Source organism: Myxococcota bacterium, assembly GCA_041389495.1.
Taxonomy (GTDB): Bacteria; Myxococcota_A; UBA9160; order UBA9160; family UBA4427; genus JAWKRT01.
Genome location: JAWKRT010000002.1, coordinates 110,398 through 124,114 on the forward strand (window position 1 = coordinate 110,398; position 13,717 = coordinate 124,114).

The 13,717-nt window shown below is 75.4% G+C and carries 23 protein-coding genes; 19 read left to right on the forward strand and 4 right to left on the reverse strand.

The genetic code is table 11. From position 1 onward, the window contains the following. Nucleotides 1-42 precede the first annotated feature (42 nt). From R3E88_11155 to R3E88_11180, 6 genes are all read left to right on the forward strand, one after another. Nucleotides 43-561, forward strand: coding sequence for a HEAT repeat domain-containing protein (locus R3E88_11155; protein MEZ4217026.1), 519 nt, complete (start codon nt 43-45; stop codon nt 559-561). Between the two features lie 30 nt (nt 562-591). Beyond that, the gene (locus tag R3E88_11160) at nt 592-1,677 is read left to right on the forward strand and encodes a glutathione S-transferase C-terminal domain-containing protein (GenBank protein MEZ4217027.1); all 1,086 of its coding nucleotides are present in this window, start codon (nt 592-594) and stop codon (nt 1,675-1,677) included. Nucleotides 1,678-1,741: 64 nt separating this feature from the next. Beyond that, nucleotides 1,742-2,134, forward strand: a complete 393-nt coding sequence (locus R3E88_11165) for a hypothetical protein (GenBank protein ID MEZ4217028.1) — start codon at nt 1,742-1,744, stop codon at nt 2,132-2,134. 34 nt (nt 2,135-2,168) lie between these two features. Then, nucleotides 2,169-2,714, forward strand: coding sequence for a GNAT family N-acetyltransferase (locus R3E88_11170; GenBank protein MEZ4217029.1), 546 nt, complete (start codon nt 2,169-2,171; stop codon nt 2,712-2,714). Nucleotides 2,715-2,752: 38 nt separating this feature from the next. Beyond that, on the forward strand, nt 2,753-3,097 hold the full coding sequence (locus R3E88_11175) for a hypothetical protein (protein MEZ4217030.1): 345 nt from the start codon (nt 2,753-2,755) through the stop codon (nt 3,095-3,097). Between the two features lie 40 nt (nt 3,098-3,137). Beyond that, nucleotides 3,138-3,413: a TMEM165/GDT1 family protein gene (locus R3E88_11180; GenBank protein MEZ4217031.1), complete on the forward strand. Its 276-nt coding sequence runs from the start codon at nt 3,138-3,140 to the stop codon at nt 3,411-3,413. A 46-nt stretch (nt 3,414-3,459) separates the two neighbouring features. Here the strand turns inward: R3E88_11180 and R3E88_11185 are convergent, their stop codons facing one another. Then, nucleotides 3,460-3,936, reverse strand: coding sequence for a DUF1330 domain-containing protein (locus R3E88_11185; protein MEZ4217032.1), 477 nt, complete (start codon nt 3,934-3,936; stop codon nt 3,460-3,462). Nucleotides 3,937-4,087: 151 nt separating this feature from the next. Here R3E88_11185 and R3E88_11190 point away from each other — a divergent pair, with 151 nt between their 5' ends. The 4 genes from R3E88_11190 to R3E88_11205 all read left to right on the forward strand — a co-directional run bounded on the left by R3E88_11190 (nt 4,088) and on the right by R3E88_11205 (nt 6,251). Next, nucleotides 4,088-4,576, forward strand: a complete 489-nt coding sequence (locus R3E88_11190; protein ID MEZ4217033.1) for a hypothetical protein — start codon at nt 4,088-4,090, stop codon at nt 4,574-4,576. A gap of 25 nt (nt 4,577-4,601) precedes the next feature. Beyond that, complete coding sequence (locus tag R3E88_11195; GenBank protein ID MEZ4217034.1) at nt 4,602-5,168, forward strand: methyltransferase; 567 nt, start codon at nt 4,602-4,604, stop codon at nt 5,166-5,168. Between the two features lie 88 nt (nt 5,169-5,256). Beyond that, nucleotides 5,257-5,649 (forward strand): DUF427 domain-containing protein, encoded by a 393-nt coding sequence (locus tag R3E88_11200; GenBank protein MEZ4217035.1) that lies wholly within the window; start codon nt 5,257-5,259, stop codon nt 5,647-5,649. Beyond that, nucleotides 5,646-6,251, forward strand: coding sequence for a hypothetical protein (locus R3E88_11205; GenBank protein ID MEZ4217036.1), 606 nt, complete (start codon nt 5,646-5,648; stop codon nt 6,249-6,251). Before R3E88_11200 ends, R3E88_11205 begins: the two co-directional genes overlap by 4 nt. A 6-nt stretch (nt 6,252-6,257) precedes the next feature. Here R3E88_11205 and R3E88_11210 read toward each other — a convergent pair whose 3' ends face one another. Further along, complete coding sequence (locus R3E88_11210; GenBank protein MEZ4217037.1) at nt 6,258-6,674, reverse strand: heme-binding domain-containing protein; 417 nt, start codon at nt 6,672-6,674, stop codon at nt 6,258-6,260. 174 nt (nt 6,675-6,848) lie between these two features. Between R3E88_11210 and R3E88_11215 the strand changes: the two genes are divergently transcribed. From R3E88_11215 to R3E88_11255, 9 genes are all read left to right on the forward strand, one after another. Then, entirely contained in the window at nt 6,849-7,238 is a 390-nt protein-coding gene (locus R3E88_11215; protein MEZ4217038.1) for a diacylglycerol kinase family protein, read from the forward strand. A gap of 45 nt (nt 7,239-7,283) precedes the next feature. After that, the gene (locus tag R3E88_11220; GenBank protein MEZ4217039.1) at nt 7,284-7,745 is read left to right on the forward strand and encodes an SAM-dependent methyltransferase; all 462 of its coding nucleotides are present in this window, start codon (nt 7,284-7,286) and stop codon (nt 7,743-7,745) included. 14 nt (nt 7,746-7,759) lie between these two features. Further along, nucleotides 7,760-8,443, forward strand: a complete 684-nt coding sequence (locus tag R3E88_11225; protein ID MEZ4217040.1) for a lysoplasmalogenase — start codon at nt 7,760-7,762, stop codon at nt 8,441-8,443. A gap of 32 nt (nt 8,444-8,475) precedes the next feature. Then, nucleotides 8,476-8,892, forward strand: coding sequence for a hypothetical protein (locus tag R3E88_11230; GenBank protein MEZ4217041.1), 417 nt, complete (start codon nt 8,476-8,478; stop codon nt 8,890-8,892). A gap of 570 nt (nt 8,893-9,462) precedes the next feature. Further along, the gene (locus tag R3E88_11235; GenBank protein MEZ4217042.1) at nt 9,463-9,648 is read left to right on the forward strand and encodes a hypothetical protein; all 186 of its coding nucleotides are present in this window, start codon (nt 9,463-9,465) and stop codon (nt 9,646-9,648) included. A 263-nt stretch (nt 9,649-9,911) separates the two neighbouring features. Next, the gene (locus tag R3E88_11240) at nt 9,912-10,532 is read left to right on the forward strand and encodes a hypothetical protein (GenBank protein MEZ4217043.1); all 621 of its coding nucleotides are present in this window, start codon (nt 9,912-9,914) and stop codon (nt 10,530-10,532) included. 4 nt (nt 10,533-10,536) lie between these two features. Then, entirely contained in the window at nt 10,537-11,205 is a 669-nt protein-coding gene (locus R3E88_11245; GenBank protein MEZ4217044.1) for an aquaporin, read from the forward strand. Next, the gene (locus tag R3E88_11250) at nt 11,193-11,603 is read left to right on the forward strand and encodes a hypothetical protein (protein ID MEZ4217045.1); all 411 of its coding nucleotides are present in this window, start codon (nt 11,193-11,195) and stop codon (nt 11,601-11,603) included. Before R3E88_11245 ends, R3E88_11250 begins: the two co-directional genes overlap by 13 nt. Before the next feature lie 11 nt (nt 11,604-11,614). Beyond that, on the forward strand, nt 11,615-12,283 hold the full coding sequence (locus R3E88_11255) for a VTT domain-containing protein (protein ID MEZ4217046.1): 669 nt from the start codon (nt 11,615-11,617) through the stop codon (nt 12,281-12,283). Nucleotides 12,284-12,308: 25 nt separating this feature from the next. On the opposite strand, the gene R3E88_11260 is transcribed toward R3E88_11255, so the two are convergent. Together R3E88_11260 and R3E88_11265 are read right to left on the reverse strand one after the other, a co-directional pair. Continuing rightward, nucleotides 12,309-12,779 (reverse strand): hypothetical protein, encoded by a 471-nt coding sequence (locus R3E88_11260; GenBank protein ID MEZ4217047.1) that lies wholly within the window; start codon nt 12,777-12,779, stop codon nt 12,309-12,311. A 28-nt stretch (nt 12,780-12,807) separates the two neighbouring features. Further along, nucleotides 12,808-13,554 (reverse strand): hypothetical protein, encoded by a 747-nt coding sequence (locus tag R3E88_11265; GenBank protein ID MEZ4217048.1) that lies wholly within the window; start codon nt 13,552-13,554, stop codon nt 12,808-12,810. Between the last annotated feature and the right edge of the window lie 163 nt (nt 13,555-13,717).

Genomic DNA, 13,717 nt, shown 5'->3' on the forward strand with positions numbered 1-13,717 from the left:
CGGTGGCTCGGGGGCTTCGAAGTCCAGAGCACGGGAGCGCCGATGACCTTCGAGCCGACCGACGTCGACGAGATGCTCCGCGCCCTCGCCGCATCTCCCGACCGCAAGCGCTTCGAGGCGTTCCTCCGGCTCGGCGTCGACGCGACGAGCGCGGTGCGTCGGGGGCTGCGCGACGACGACTGGCGCGTGCGTCGCGACTGCCTGCGCTTCCTCGACCACCACGTCGACCCCGAGTCGGAGGCGATCGCGATCGAGCTCCTGCGCGGCGACCCGTCGCCCGAGGTGCGCAAGTGGGCGGCGCACGCGCTCGGGTGCGACCGCTGCAAGGGCGGCGCGGATCTCGCGCTCGACCCGGTGCCCGCGCTCGTCGAGGCCGCGCGATCGGACGCGAGCCTGCGCGTGCGCCGCAGCGCGGTCGTCGCGCTCGCGTGGACGCGCCCGCCCGACGCGCGCATCCACGCGTTCCTCGCCGAGCTCGCCGCGGCCGAGCGCGACCCGAAGCTGCGGCGCCACGCGATCGACGGCATGGCGCGGCACGCGTCCGCGCCGCGCGACGCCTAGCGACGTGCCGCTCGCAGGGAGACAGTCGCGATGATGCGTGTCTACGGATCCCGGATCTCGTACTACGCGGGGAAGCTCGAGACGTACCTGCGCTACCGCGGCATCCCCTACGAGCTGCTCGCCATGACGCCGCACGCGCGCGAAATCCGCGCGGGCGCGGGCGTCGTGCAGAGCCCCGTGGTGCGGCTCGACGACGGGCGCTGGATGTCGGACTCGACGCCGACGATCGCGTGGCTCGAGTCGCAGCGCGCGAAGGCGTCGATCTACCCCGAGGACGCGGGCCTGCGCTTCCTGGCGCTCCTGCTCGAGGACCACGCGGACGAGTGGCTGTGGCGTCCCGCGATGCACTACCGCTGGAGCCATCGCGAGGATCGCGAGCACGCGAGTGGCGTGCTCGCCGACGAGCAGCTGCCCTTCCTGAACCGGCCGCGCTTCCTGAAGCGCCTCGCGCTCGTGCGCCGTCAGCGCGGCGGCTTCGTCGAGCGCGACGGCGTGTGCGCGGCGACGGTCGAGCACGTCGAGCGGACGACGCGGACGGCGTTCGACCTGCTCGAGGCGACGTTCGCGGTGCGTCCCTTCGTGCTCGGCGCGCGACCGACGATCGCCGACTTCGGCTTCGCCGGCCCGATGCTGCGCCACTTCGGGCAGGACCCGACGCCGGCCTCGCTCATGCGCGAGTGCGCGCCGCGCGTCTACACGTGGGTCGCGCGCATGTGGGAGGCCGCGCCGCAGCCCGACGACGCGCCGCTCGTCGCCGACGTCGACGCGCCGCTCGCGGCGCTGCTGCGCGAAGCGTGCGAGACGCACCTCGTGCAGCTGCGCGAGAACGCGCGCGCGTTCGCCGCCGGCGCGAGCCGGTTCGCGCAGGTCGTGCAGGGCTGTCGGTACGAGGGGCTGCCCGTGTCGCGCTATCGCGTCTGGTGTCTCGAGGAGCTGCGCCGGCACTGGCGCGCGCTCGACGCCGCGACGCAGACGCGCCTGCGCGCGCACCTCCCCGAGCCCGGCGGCTCCGTGCTGTGGGACGACGACCCGGCCGCGGCCTCGGGCTACGACCCCGAGCACGCGGCGCCCTTCAACCGCGCGATCCACGTGTTCCCGGGCGGCGTGCCGCGCTGACGCGATGCGCGGGCGGCGGCCGGTATGCTCCCGCCGCGCCTCCTTCGGGATCCGGAGACCCGCCATGGACGAGTCGCTGCGCGTCGAGGCCGTCGCGTTCCTCGACGGCTTCGTCGCCGCGTTCGCGACGTTCCGCGGCGAGGAGGTCGCGCGGCGCTATGCGCCCCCCTTCCTCGCGGTCGACGCGCGCGGCCGTGCCACGGCCTTCGCCACCGAAGCCGACGTCGCGCACCACTTCCAGGGCGTGCTCGACGACTACCGCGCGCGAGGGTGCCGCTCGTGTCGGTACGTCGCGCTCGAAGCGGTCGCGATCGGTGCGCAAGCCGCGCTCGTGTCGGCGACCTGGGAGCTCCTGCGCGCGGACGGCGCCGCGGAGCTCCGATGGCGCGAATCCTATGCAGTGCGGCGGACCGAGCGCGGGATGCGCGTGCTCGCGTCGTTCGACCACGCGGAGTGAGGCGCCGGACGCGCCGGTCCGCGAGGGGGCCCCGATGACCTCGCCGCCGTTCGAGCTCGAGACCGAGCGCCTGTGGCTGCGCGCGCCGCGCGCGGCCGACGCGCCCGCGATCTTCGAACGCTATGCGAGCGATGTCGAGGTCGTGCGGTACCTCTCGTGGCCGCGCCACGCGGACGTCGCGGCCAGTCGCGCGTTCGTCGCGTGGAGCGAGGCCGAGTGGGCGCGCGGGCCGGCCGGCCCGCTGCTCGCCTTCGCGCGCGAGGACGGTGCCCTGCTCGGGAGCACGGGGCTCGCGTTCGAGGCGCCGACGCGCGCCGCGACGGGCTACGTGCTCGCGCGCGACGCGTGGGGCCGCGGACTCGCGACGGAGATGCTCGCGGCGATGGTGGCGTGGGCCGCGCGCGAGGGCGTCGAGCGGCTTCACGCCTTCTGCCACCCCGACCACCGCGCGTCCGCGCGCGTGCTCGAGAAGCGCGGGTTCGCGCTCGAGGCGAGGCTGCGCGCGCACACGGAGTTCCCGAATCTCTCGCCCGGCGTCGCGAGCGACGTGCTCTGCTACGTCGCGGCGCCCGCGTCCTGACCGGGCGCGAAGCGCGCCCGATCGAAGAGGAGCTCCGCATGCTCGCGTTCCGCGTCCATCTCGCTCTCGTGTTCGGCGTCCTGGCCGTCTACACCGCGGTCGTCGTCGACGCGCACGGTCTGGGTCTGCTCCCGGTGTTCTTCGGCGACATCGCGAAGATGGAGTGGCCCGGACAGTTCGACCTCGACTTCACGGGCTTCCTGTCCCTGTCCGCGCTCTGGCTCGCGTGGCGTCACCGCTTCACGCCCGGTGGCTTCGCGCTCGGCGCGCTCGGGTTCTTCGGCGGCTCGCTCTTCCTGTCCGCCTATCTGCTCTGGGCGAGCCTCGCCGCTCGGGGTGACGTCGCGGTGCTGCTGCTCGGAGACGAGCGCGCGCGGCGCTGACACGAGCGCGGCGCCGGCGCGCCGCGAACGGAGATTTCCCATGGACCCGAAGCTCTTCCTCACCGTGTTCGCCACCGTCTTCGTCGCCGAGCTCGGCGACAAGACGCAGCTCGCCACGATGCTCTACGCGTCGGACGCGTCGCACCCGCGGCTCACCGTGTTCGCGGCCTCGGCCGGTGCGCTCGTGCTGTCGTCGGCGCTCGGCGTGCTCGCCGGCAGCATCGTGGGGCAGTACGTGAGCCCGTCGGTCGTGCGCTGGCTCGCGGGCGCGGGCTTCGTCGCCGTGGGAGTCTGGGTGCTGATCTCCGGCGACTAGCCCCGCGGCGCCCCGCGGCCGTGCAGGGTGCCGGCGCTTCGCGCGCCTAACGAGAGTCCGGAAGCAGCGGACGCGTGACGAGGACGCTCGTGCGCGCGAGACCGGCGTCGCGGTGGACGAGGGCGCTCGCGTATTCCGGGTCGGCGAGCATGTCGAGGAACGCCTCGGTGTCCGGGTACTCCATGATCGCGACCTGGCTCCAGCCGTCGTCGCCGCCGATCACGGTCTGCGCGACGTCGTTCAGCGCGACGAGCCGCCCGCCGCGCTGGACGACGTGGCGGACCGCGACGGCGCCGTAGCGTTGGTAGGCCTCGGCACCGCTCAGGCCGCGCGCGGCGAGCTCGTGGCCGGCGGGGTACGCGGCGCGCTCGCGGTAGGCGAGCAGGTTGACGAAGTGGAGCGGGCCGCTGCGGTCCGCGGCGACGAGCTCGCGCAGCTGCGCCTCGGTCGGGTTGTGGCCGCCGAAGTCGTGGGTGGCGAGGCGCGCGAGCGCGCGGTCGACGTCGGCGGAGGAGCGCGTCATGCGGAGGCCTCGTCGCGCGACCGCGTGAGCGCGAGCGGCGCGTGCTCGCTTAGGCTAGCGACGGCGGCGAACCGACGCAGGGCGGCTTGCCGCGCGCGCAGCGCGCCGTGTAGCGTGCGCGCCGCGCCCGGCGCGCGCACCGGAGCCCGTGATGGAAGCGCTCGGCACGTTCGCGGAGTTCTCGCTCGCGCTCGCGGGCTTCGCGGCCATCGCGCTCGTGCTCGTCGAACGCGGCGGCGCCCTGCCGCCCGGCGCGTTCTACGTCGTGCGCTTCATGGTCGTGAACGCGATCGGCCCGGCGCTCCTGTCGCTGCTCGCGATCGTCGTGCTCGCCGGCGGCGTGCCCGAGCCCGTCGCGTGGCGGCTCTGCAGTGGCGTCTATCTCGCGGTCGCGCTCTTCTTCGGGCTTCTCTCGGTGCGCCAGCAGCGGCGGCTCGCGAGCTCGGGGGAGCTCCTGTTCACCGGTGCGCTGAACGCCGCCGTCTGGTCGGGTGCGATGCTCGCGCACGCGCTCGAGGTCGCGAACCTCGCCGGTGTGCTCGGCGGCCCGTCGCTCGCGCTCTTCCTCGGCGGCCTGTGGATGCTGCTCGCGGTGGCGGGCGTGCAGTTCGTGGCGCTCCTCTTCCTCGTCGCGCGCTAGCGCGGCCGCCGCGCACGAGGCCCCCGTGAACGTCGCTCGCACCGTGTTCCTGCTGCGCAACGTGCTCGCCGGCCTGCCCGCGGCCGCCGCGATCGCGTTCGCGTTCGCGCGCGGCGCGACGCCGGTCGGCGCCGCGCCGTGGGTCGCGGGCGCGCTCCTCGCGACCGGTGGTGTCGTGCTGCGCGCCTGGGCCGCGTGCCACAACGCATACGGAGGCGGCCGCCCCAAGACCCTCGCGGTCGATGGCCCCTACGCGTGGGTGCGCAACCCGCTCTACCTGGCCAACGCCGCGATCGTCGCCGGCGCGGTCGCACTCGCGGCGCGCCCGGCGTTCGCGCCCGCCTCGTTCGCGTGGGCGATCGCCGTGTTCGCCGTCGTCGTGCGGCGCGAGGAGGAGCGGCTGCGCGAGCGCTACGCCGACGCCTATGCGGCCTACGCGGAGCGCGTAGGGCGCTGGCTGCCCGTACCGCCGCGCGGGAGCGCCGGAGCGGGCCGCGTGCGCGTCGGCGCGACGGCCGTGCTGCGCGCGATTCCCGGCCAGTCCGGGGGGCTCGCGCTGCTCGCGCTCGCGGCGCTCGCGCGCGCGGCCTAGCCTCGGCGTCGCGCGCGCCGCGAGACGCCGCGACCGGCACTCCCGCGGCGCCACGCTGCGCGCGAACGGAACACCGAAGGGAGGAGCGATGGGACACGACGCTCGCCGCGCGTCCGGGAGCGCGCATCGCGTCGACATCGACGCGCGCGGCGTGTCCGCGCGCGCGTCGCTGCACGGCGTCGAGATCGCGCGCAGCGAGCGCGCGCTCGTGCTGCGCGAGACGGGCCTCGCGCCCGTCGTCTACTTCCCGCGCGCCGACGTGCGCGAGGGCGCGCTGCTCGCCAGTGCGCGCAGCTCCCGCTGCCCGTTCAAGGGAACGGCCTCGTACTGGTCGGTCGTCGCGGGCGATCGCACCGAGGGCGACGCGGCCTGGAGCTACGAGACGCCGATCGACGCAGTCGCCGCGATCGCCGGGCACGTCGCGTTCTACGTCGACCGCATCGACGTCGAGGCCGACGTCGCGGACGCCGCGCCGCGGTGACGCCGCGCGCGGGCCCGCTCGTCGCGGCCGCTGAGCTCGCCGCGATCGCCTCGATCGCAGCGGGCTGCATGTCGGGGCACGTCGAGTCGTGGGACGCGGTCGGCGCGCCAGCGCCGTGCGCGAGCGCGGCACTGGGCACGGTCGCGGTGCTCCCGGAGACGGCCTGGCGCGAGGACCAGAAGGATCGCGCGGAGCGCGAGGCGATGGCGCTGCGCGCGATCGAGCGCGCGCTCGAGGGGCTCGGCTGCGGATCGCTCGCGCCGCCGGGTGGTGTGCGCGCACTCGCGCCGTGGTCGGCGCAGGGCGATGCGGCGCTCGCGGCCGCGCTCGCCGCCGAGGGCGTCGACACCGCCCTGCTCGTGCGCGTCGAAGAGCTCGGGCCGCGCGTCGCCGTGACGCTGTCCCTGCCCATCCTGTGGGTCGGCACGACCGAAGCCGACTTCCGCGTGCGCATGCTGCGCACGCGCGACGGCGCCGTGTGGCTCGACCGTCGCGTGCGCCGCACGTCGGGCGGGCCGTTCCAGCTGCGGCCGGCGGCGTGGGCCGAGGACGAGCTGGCGGCCGGGCTCCGCGCCGCGCTGGCAGGCGACGCGCCCCGGTGAGCCTCGTCAGCGGGCCTTCGCCCAGGCCTCGATCGCGCGCAGGTCGGCCTCGCCGAGCTTCGCATCGGGGTGGAGGGGAACGTAGAACCACAGCGGCATCTCGCCCTCCTCGACCTCCTCCCAGACTTCGTCGAGCTTCTTGCGCTGCTTCTTCGCGGTGTACTCGTTCCACGTCGAGAAGTTGACGTGCTCGCGCCCTTCCTCGACGTCGTGCGCGACGAGCCAGCTCACGGGGGCGACGCGCGCGTACCACGGCCAGCGCGTCTCGTTCGAGTGGCAGTCGTAGCAGGCGCGGCGCAGGATCTCGCGCGTCGCAGGGTCGGCCGGGACCTCGGACGTGACGGGCGGGTTGCTGCGATCGACGGGGACGAGCTGGATGGCGGCGAGCAGGGCGACGGCGGCGAGAGCGATGCGCATCGACATGGAATCCCTCCCGAGCGCGACTACGAGCGCAACGTCGGCGAAACCTAGCGCGCGGCGCGTCGCGCGCAGCGTGCGCGGAGCGGCGCAGGCGCCGCATTTCGTTGCGGCGTTAGGCACGCGTCGTGGCGGCGTCGCACGGCGGGACGCGCGCACTCGCGCGCGACGGCGTCGATCGTGACGGGCCGCCTCGCCGCGCGCGCGCGCAGCTTCCGCTACGCGGCCCGCGGCATCGCCGCGATGGTCGCGAGCGAGCCGAACGCGCGGATCCACGCGCTGGCGACGATCGCGGTCGTCGCGGCGGGAGTCGCGTTGGGCATCGATCGCGGCGACTGGATCGCGATCGCTCTCGCGATCGCACTCGTGTGGACGGCGGAGGCGATCAACACCGCCTTCGAGGCGCTCTGCGACGTCGCGTCGCCCGCACGCGACCCGCGCGTCGCGCGCGCGAAGGACGTCGCGGCCGGTGCCGTCCTGCTGTCGGCGCTCGGCGCCGCGTCGGTCGGCGTGCTCGTCTTCGCGCCGCGCCTCGCGGCACTGGCGGCGGCGTTCGCGGCTTCGCGCTGAAGCGTGCGGAACCGCAGGGGAGGGGATGTGGAAGAGCGGATCGAGATGGTGCCCGTCGCGTTCGTGCGCGGCGGGCGGAGCGCGGTGCGCGACGACGACTGGGGCGGCTCCGAGGTCGAGATCGTCCTTCGCGACGACCTCGATCCCGCGGCCCTCGACGGGATCGAGACGTTCTCGCACGTCGAGGTGCTCTTCTTCTTCGACCGCGTCGACCCGGCGAAGATCGAGGTCGGCGCGCGGCACCCGCGCAACCAGCGGGCGTGGCCGGCCGTCGGGATCTTCGCGCAGCGCGGCAAGAACCGGCCGAACCGCATCGGGTCGACCGCATGCCGCGTCGTCTCGCGCGCGGGCCGCGCGCTGCGGGTCGCGGAGCTCGACGCCGTCGACGGCACGCCGGTGCTCGACATCAAGCCCGTGATGCGCGAGTTCCTGCCGCGCGGCGAGGTGCGGCAGCCGGCCTGGGCGAGCGAGCTGATGCGCGACTACTGGGCTCCGGAGCGCGATTGACCTAGCGTGCGCGCGTGCCCGACCCCGCCGCCTCGTCCGCGCTCCCGTCGATCGCGTCGTCCTCGCTCCTCCCGGTCGCACTGTGCGCCGGGTGCGTGGCCGCGCTGCTCGTCGCCGAGCGCGCGCAGCGCGTCGCCGCGGTGGCGGCGACGAAGCTCGCGGCGTCGACGTGCTTCGTCTGGGCGGCGGTCGCCTTCGGCGCGCTCGACACGGGCTACGGGCAGCTCGTGCTCGCGGGTCTCGCGCTCTCGTGGCTCGGCGACGCGTTGCTCGTGCCGCCCGGCAACGGCATCTGGTTCCGCCTCGGGATCGGCGCGTTCCTGCTCGCCCACGTCGCCTACGCGGCGGCCTTCGTGCGCGAGGGCGTCGGGGCGGGCGCGGCGCTCGCGGCGGCCGCGCTCGTCGGCATCGGCGCAGCGCGCATCCTCGCCTGGCTGCGTCCTCACGTCCCCGCGGACTTCCGGATCCCGGTCGTCGCCTACGTCGTGGTCATCTCCGCGATGGTCGTCGCCGCCTGTGCGACGCACGCGGCGTCGGGCTCGTGGCTGGTCGCCGTCGGCGCGGTCGCGTTCGCGGCGTCCGACGTGTCGGTGGCGCGCGCGCGCTTCGTCGCGCCGGGGTTCGCGAACGCCGCGTGGGGGCTGCCGCTCTACTTCGCCTCGCAGCTCGTATTGGCGTTCACGACGGGCCTCGCCTAGCGTTCGCGCCGCGTCTGCGAGAGCCTCCTCCGATGTCGATCCGCCCCGTGCCCATCGCGACCGCCGTCCTCGTCGTCTCCGCGCTCGCGCTCGGTGCGGCGGGTGGCTGTGCGCGCGAGGACGAGCAGGCGGGTCCCACGCCGTCGGCCGGCGCCGAACGCGCCGCACCCGCGCTCACGGACGTCGCGACGCCGCCCGCACCGCCTCCCGCGTCGCCCCGGGCCGCGGCCGTCGAGTCCGAGGAGCCGTATCCGCCCATCCTGGAACCGCGCGCCGACGGACCGCCGGCGCCCGCTCCCTATCTTCCGATCGCGAAGCGCCCCGACCTCCTGGGCGACGGCATGGCGCTGCCGAGCCCGCCGCCGATCGAGCTCGACCCGACGGCGGGGGCCGGGTCTCCGCATGCGCCCCCTCCCGCGGCAGATCCGCCCACAGCGTACGAACCCTGACATCGGACGCTACTTGGGCCCGCGGGCCGGTGCGCCCGTGGCGTCCCGCTCCGCCCCGCTCCGCGCGCGACGGGCCCAAGTGCGCGCGCTCGTGCACGCGGCGGCGCGCGCCTAACAGCGTGCAGGTGCGGGATGGGTGCAATCCGGCACGGGGCGTCGGTGAGGCGCATCACGTGCGTCCGCATGCGCACCGGCGTCGCGGTCGCGCGCAGCGGGATGCGCGTCGCGCAGCGCGTCGCGCGCCGGCGTACCTAACAATCCATCGAGCGCGCCGGCGTCGGAAGTGCTCCGCCCACGGGGATGCGCCGCGACCGGCCGGTCCGACGCTCGCCTATCGAACAAATGTCGGCTCCACCGCGTGCGGTTCCCGGCGTGCGTGTCATTATTCGGCGCGAGAGGGAAGTGGAGTCGAGCCCGAGTGGGCTTCCTCGCAGGATTCGACGGGCCAAACGCGCACGCCGGTGCATGCTCGAACGAGCGCACTGCTTGAGCGCGTGTCGAAGGCTGTGCTAAGACCCCGCTCCCGCAGCCGAGGACGGTAGTCGGGTTTCCGAGCCGCAGGAGACGAACATGGCGAAGCGACGTGACTGGGATGCGATCATCGACAAGCTCAACAGCAGCAAGACGGGCACCATGAGCGTGAACATGGGCTCGCCGGGAAGCGCGCAGGTGACGCGCTGCCGACTGCTCGAGCAGTGGAACAACCTCGAGGTGTGGACCGTCGGCTCGAAGCTGCACCTCCGCGTGGCGCGCTAGGCGCCCGCGGACGCCCGCGATGTCGCCCGGAGCGTGTGCGTCGCCGGAGCGAGCGCCGCGACGGCGAGCCGCTCGCACGCGGCGCCGCGCACACGCGCTCCGCGGCCCCCGAGCCGCGGCGCCCGACGATCGATTCCGGAAGGCGGCGCCGCTGCCGCCGCCCGCCATCGCACGGGCGCCGTTCGCGACCTCCCGTTAGCTGCACGGGCTCGCTCCGAGCGAGCCCTTGCCAACTCCATCGCCGCCGTTCGAGGATGGACCGCATGCACGTTCGCGGCTCCGCTCTCCGTCGACGACTGCGCGCGCTCGCGTGCGCGGCCGCCGTGGCCGGCGCGCTCGTCACGGCGTGCCGCATGCCCGCGACCGGCATCGTGCAGACGCGCGCCTACGGCCTCGTCGTCGGCTCCGTGCAGGTCCAGCTCCAACGCAGTGCGGGCTCGCCGACGGGCGTGAACCTCGTGCGCAGCGGGCTCACGTACACGTTCGAGCTCGACAACGATCGCCAGGCGTGGAACCGACCGACGCCGTACGTCCAGACGACCGGCGGCCCGCAGCCCTTCGCGCTCTCGCTCCTGCCCGGACGCAACCGCATCGACGAGCTCGGCATCACCGTGTACGACGGGCCGGGGGCGTGGTTCGCGGGGCTGCTCTCGCGCGCGCACGGCGCCGACGTCCCGCTCGCGCTCGCGTTCGACGCCGATCCGCGCCGCGTCACCTACGTCGGGCGCATCCGCGTCGTGCTGCCGAGCCGGCTCGGCGAGTTCGACGGCCCGGTGCGCGTGACGGTGGAGGACGCGAGCGAGGAGGATCTCGCCGCCTATCGAAGCCTGCTCGAGGGGACGTCCGTTCCGATCGAGACGCACCTCGCGCGCGTCGGGCGCTGACGCCGTGCCGCCGAGCTCGCCGCGCGCGTGGCTGGCCGAGGGCATCGGGACGTTCGCGCTCGTCCTGATCGGAACCGGCGCGATCGTCGCGAACGACCTGAGCGGAGGGCTCGTCACGCACGTCGGCGTCGCGCTCGCCTTCGGCGGTGTCGTCGCCGCGATGATCTACGCGGTGGGCGACGTCTCGGGCGCCCACCTCAACCCGGCGGTGACGATCGCGGCCTGGCTCGCGCGCCGCTCGCCCGCGCGCGACGTCGCGCCGTTCGTCGCCGCGCAGGTCGCGGGTGCGCTCGCCGCGAGCGTCCTCGTCCGCGCGCTCGCAGCCGATCACGCGACGCTCGGCGCGACCGAGCCGCTCGCCGGGCCCGGAGCGAGCTTCGCGATCGAGGTCGCGATCACGTTCCTGCTCGTCTTCGTGATCCTCGGCGTGACGCGGAGACCGGACGCGACGCCCTCGGTCGCGGGGCTCGCGATCGGCGGCACCGTGTTCCTGTGCGCGCTCGTGGCGGGGCCGTTCTGCGGGGCGTCGATGAACCCCGCGCGCTCGCTCGCGCCCGCGCTGGTCGCCGGTCGGCTCGCGGGGCTGTGGATCTACCTGCTCGCGCCGGTGGCGGGAGGCGTGCTCGCCGTGGGCGGATGTCGCGCCGTGCGCGGCCCGGGATGCTGCTCGTAGCGCGTGCGGCGGCCGCCGGCGCGGCGGTGGGTGTCGTCGCGTGGGCGCTCGCGTGCGCCGCGCTCGTCGCGCAGAGCGGCGTCTTCGCGCTCTTCGTCGCCGCGGGCGTCGTGATCGCCGCGCGGAGTGCGGGCGCGGGCGGTGCTCGCGACGCCGCGACGGCGACCGTCGTCGCCGCACTCGGACTCGCGGCCGGCGACGCGATCGGTGCGCTCGCGATGGTGTCGTCCGCGCACGCGGTGTCGCCGTGGCGCGCGCTCGATGCGCTCGGCGCGGCGAAGGTGCTCTCGATCGGTCACGGGCTCTACGCGGCGGTCGACGGCGCATTCGCCGCGGCGGCGCTGGCGCTCGTGTTCGCGCTCGTCCGGCGGCTCCCGGCGTCGCGGCATCCATGTTAGGCGGCGCGACCGTGGCGCGTGCGGCCGCGGGCCGGGGAGGCGTCGGCGCTCCCGGAGCCCGGGAACCCGGCGCCTCGCAGGCGCGCGGCGCGACGGCCGCGCGCGCGGGCCGCGTCCTCCGCGCGGCCCGCGCCGCGACGCGGCTCGCCGTCGCGTCGCCCGCGCTGCGCGTGTTCGGCGCGGCGCTGCTCGTCGCCTTCGTCGCGTGGTGGGCGCTCGGGCGCGCGGGCGGTGCGGAGGGCCTCGCGCGTCGCTACGGGCTCGCGGCGGCGTTCGTGCTCGTGCCACTCCAGGCGCTGCTCGCGCTGACCCCGTTCCCGAGCCAGGTCGTCGCGCTGCCCACCCTCGCGTGGTTCGGCTTCGGCGCGGGAGCGGCGCTCGTCTGGCTCGGGTGGTGGGTCGCAGCCGGCCTGCAGTACGCGCTCGCGCGGCGCGCGGCGTTCGACCTTCGGCTCGACGCGTTCCGCGCGCGCCTCCCGCGCGCGGTGCGCGACCTCCCCGTCGGCCACCCGGCCTTCCTGATCGTCGCGCGCTGGGTGCCCGGCGGCTCGCACGTCGTGAACGCGGCGGCGGGGATGTGCGGCGTTCCGCTCGCGCGGCACCTCGCGTGTGCGGCCGTGTCGATCGCTCCGCGCGCGCTCTTCTTCGCGTGCGTCGTGCACGGGATCGCGCGGCTCTGATCGGACGGCGCGCGGCGCGCGCGGCTCAGTCGTCGCCGCGGAGGCGCGGAAGCTCGTCGAACAGGTCGCCCATCAGCAGCCGGAAGAACCGGTCGCTCGCGAAGATGCGCTCGCCCGCGAGGCGGTGGTCGCCGCGGACGAGGATGCCGAGGACGCGGTGCGTCTCGACGCCGCCGTCGACGCGCAGCGACACGTCGTACTCCTGCGCGAGCGAGTCGGCGCTCGCCCACTCCTCGATGAACGCGAAGCCCGCGCGCATCGGCTGGAAGTGCTCGAAGAAGTACGCGTAGTAGCGCCGTGCGAGCGCCGCGCCGCGCAGCACGCGCCCGCACGGGTGGAACTCGTAGACCGGGTCGTCGACGAGCGTCGCGAGCAGCGGCTCGAGCGAGCCGATGTCCTCGCTCTCGAGCGCGGCGTGGCGGTGGCCGAGCTCGCGCATGTCGTCGGCGGTCCAGGCGGCGTCGCCCTCGCGGCGCGCGTCGTCGTGCGCGGACATCGTGCCCTCTTTCGCGTCCCGCGGCGCGTCAGTCGAAGTGGAGCAGCCGGTCGGCGCGCAGCTGGCGGAGCAGCGGCTTGTCCTGCGCGAAGGTCACGACGAGGCCGACGCCTGCGGTGTAGAAGCCGTCGTCGTCGCGCTCGCCGCCGCCGGCGTAGATGCGCAGTGCGACGGGCGACTCGCGGCCGGGCTGGAAGTAGAGGTCGCCGACGGCCGCGACCGTCGGCCCGCTGCCGGCCTCGAGGCCGGCGCCGAGGCGCACCTGCGGCGTCGCATACCAGCCGACCTCGAGCGAGCCGAGCCCGAGCTCGCCGCCGTCGCCCCCCTCGAAGCCCGCGCTCGCGAGCAGGTCGACGTCGCCGAGGTAGACGCCGCCGATCGCGCTCGCCTCGACGCGGTCGAGCGTGCCGTAGTGGAAGTAGCGGACGAGCGCACCGCCGAAGCCTTCCTCGGGCCGGCGCCAGAAGACGGCGCCCCGCGCGCCGAGCGCCTCGCGCACGTCGCCGTTGCCCGACGCGAACCCGACGTCGGCGCCGGCCGCGACACCGACCTCGCGCGCGACGGGCCAGTAGTACGTGCCGCCGCCCGTGAACGCCTGTCGGTCGTAGTGGGCGAAGCCGAGGAAGTCGGCGCCGAAGCGCAGGACGGCGTGGGGCTCGGAGACGGCTTCGTCGGCGCGTGCGGACGGCGCCGCGAGCGCGAGAGCGACGCCGAGCGCGGCGGACGCGGCGCGCGCGATGGCGAGCGCAGCGGAAACGGTCGGGCGCGAGTGCATGTCGGGCTCCTCGTGGGTCGGGCGACGCAGCATCGCCCTTGCTAGTCCGCGTCGCAAGCCGGGTCCGGCCTCCGGCGCGCTCCCCGCCGTGATAGCCTCGCGCGCCGCGCGCAGTGCGTGCTCGCGCGGTGCGCGCACCGCGCGGCGCCGTTCCGGGCGGCGG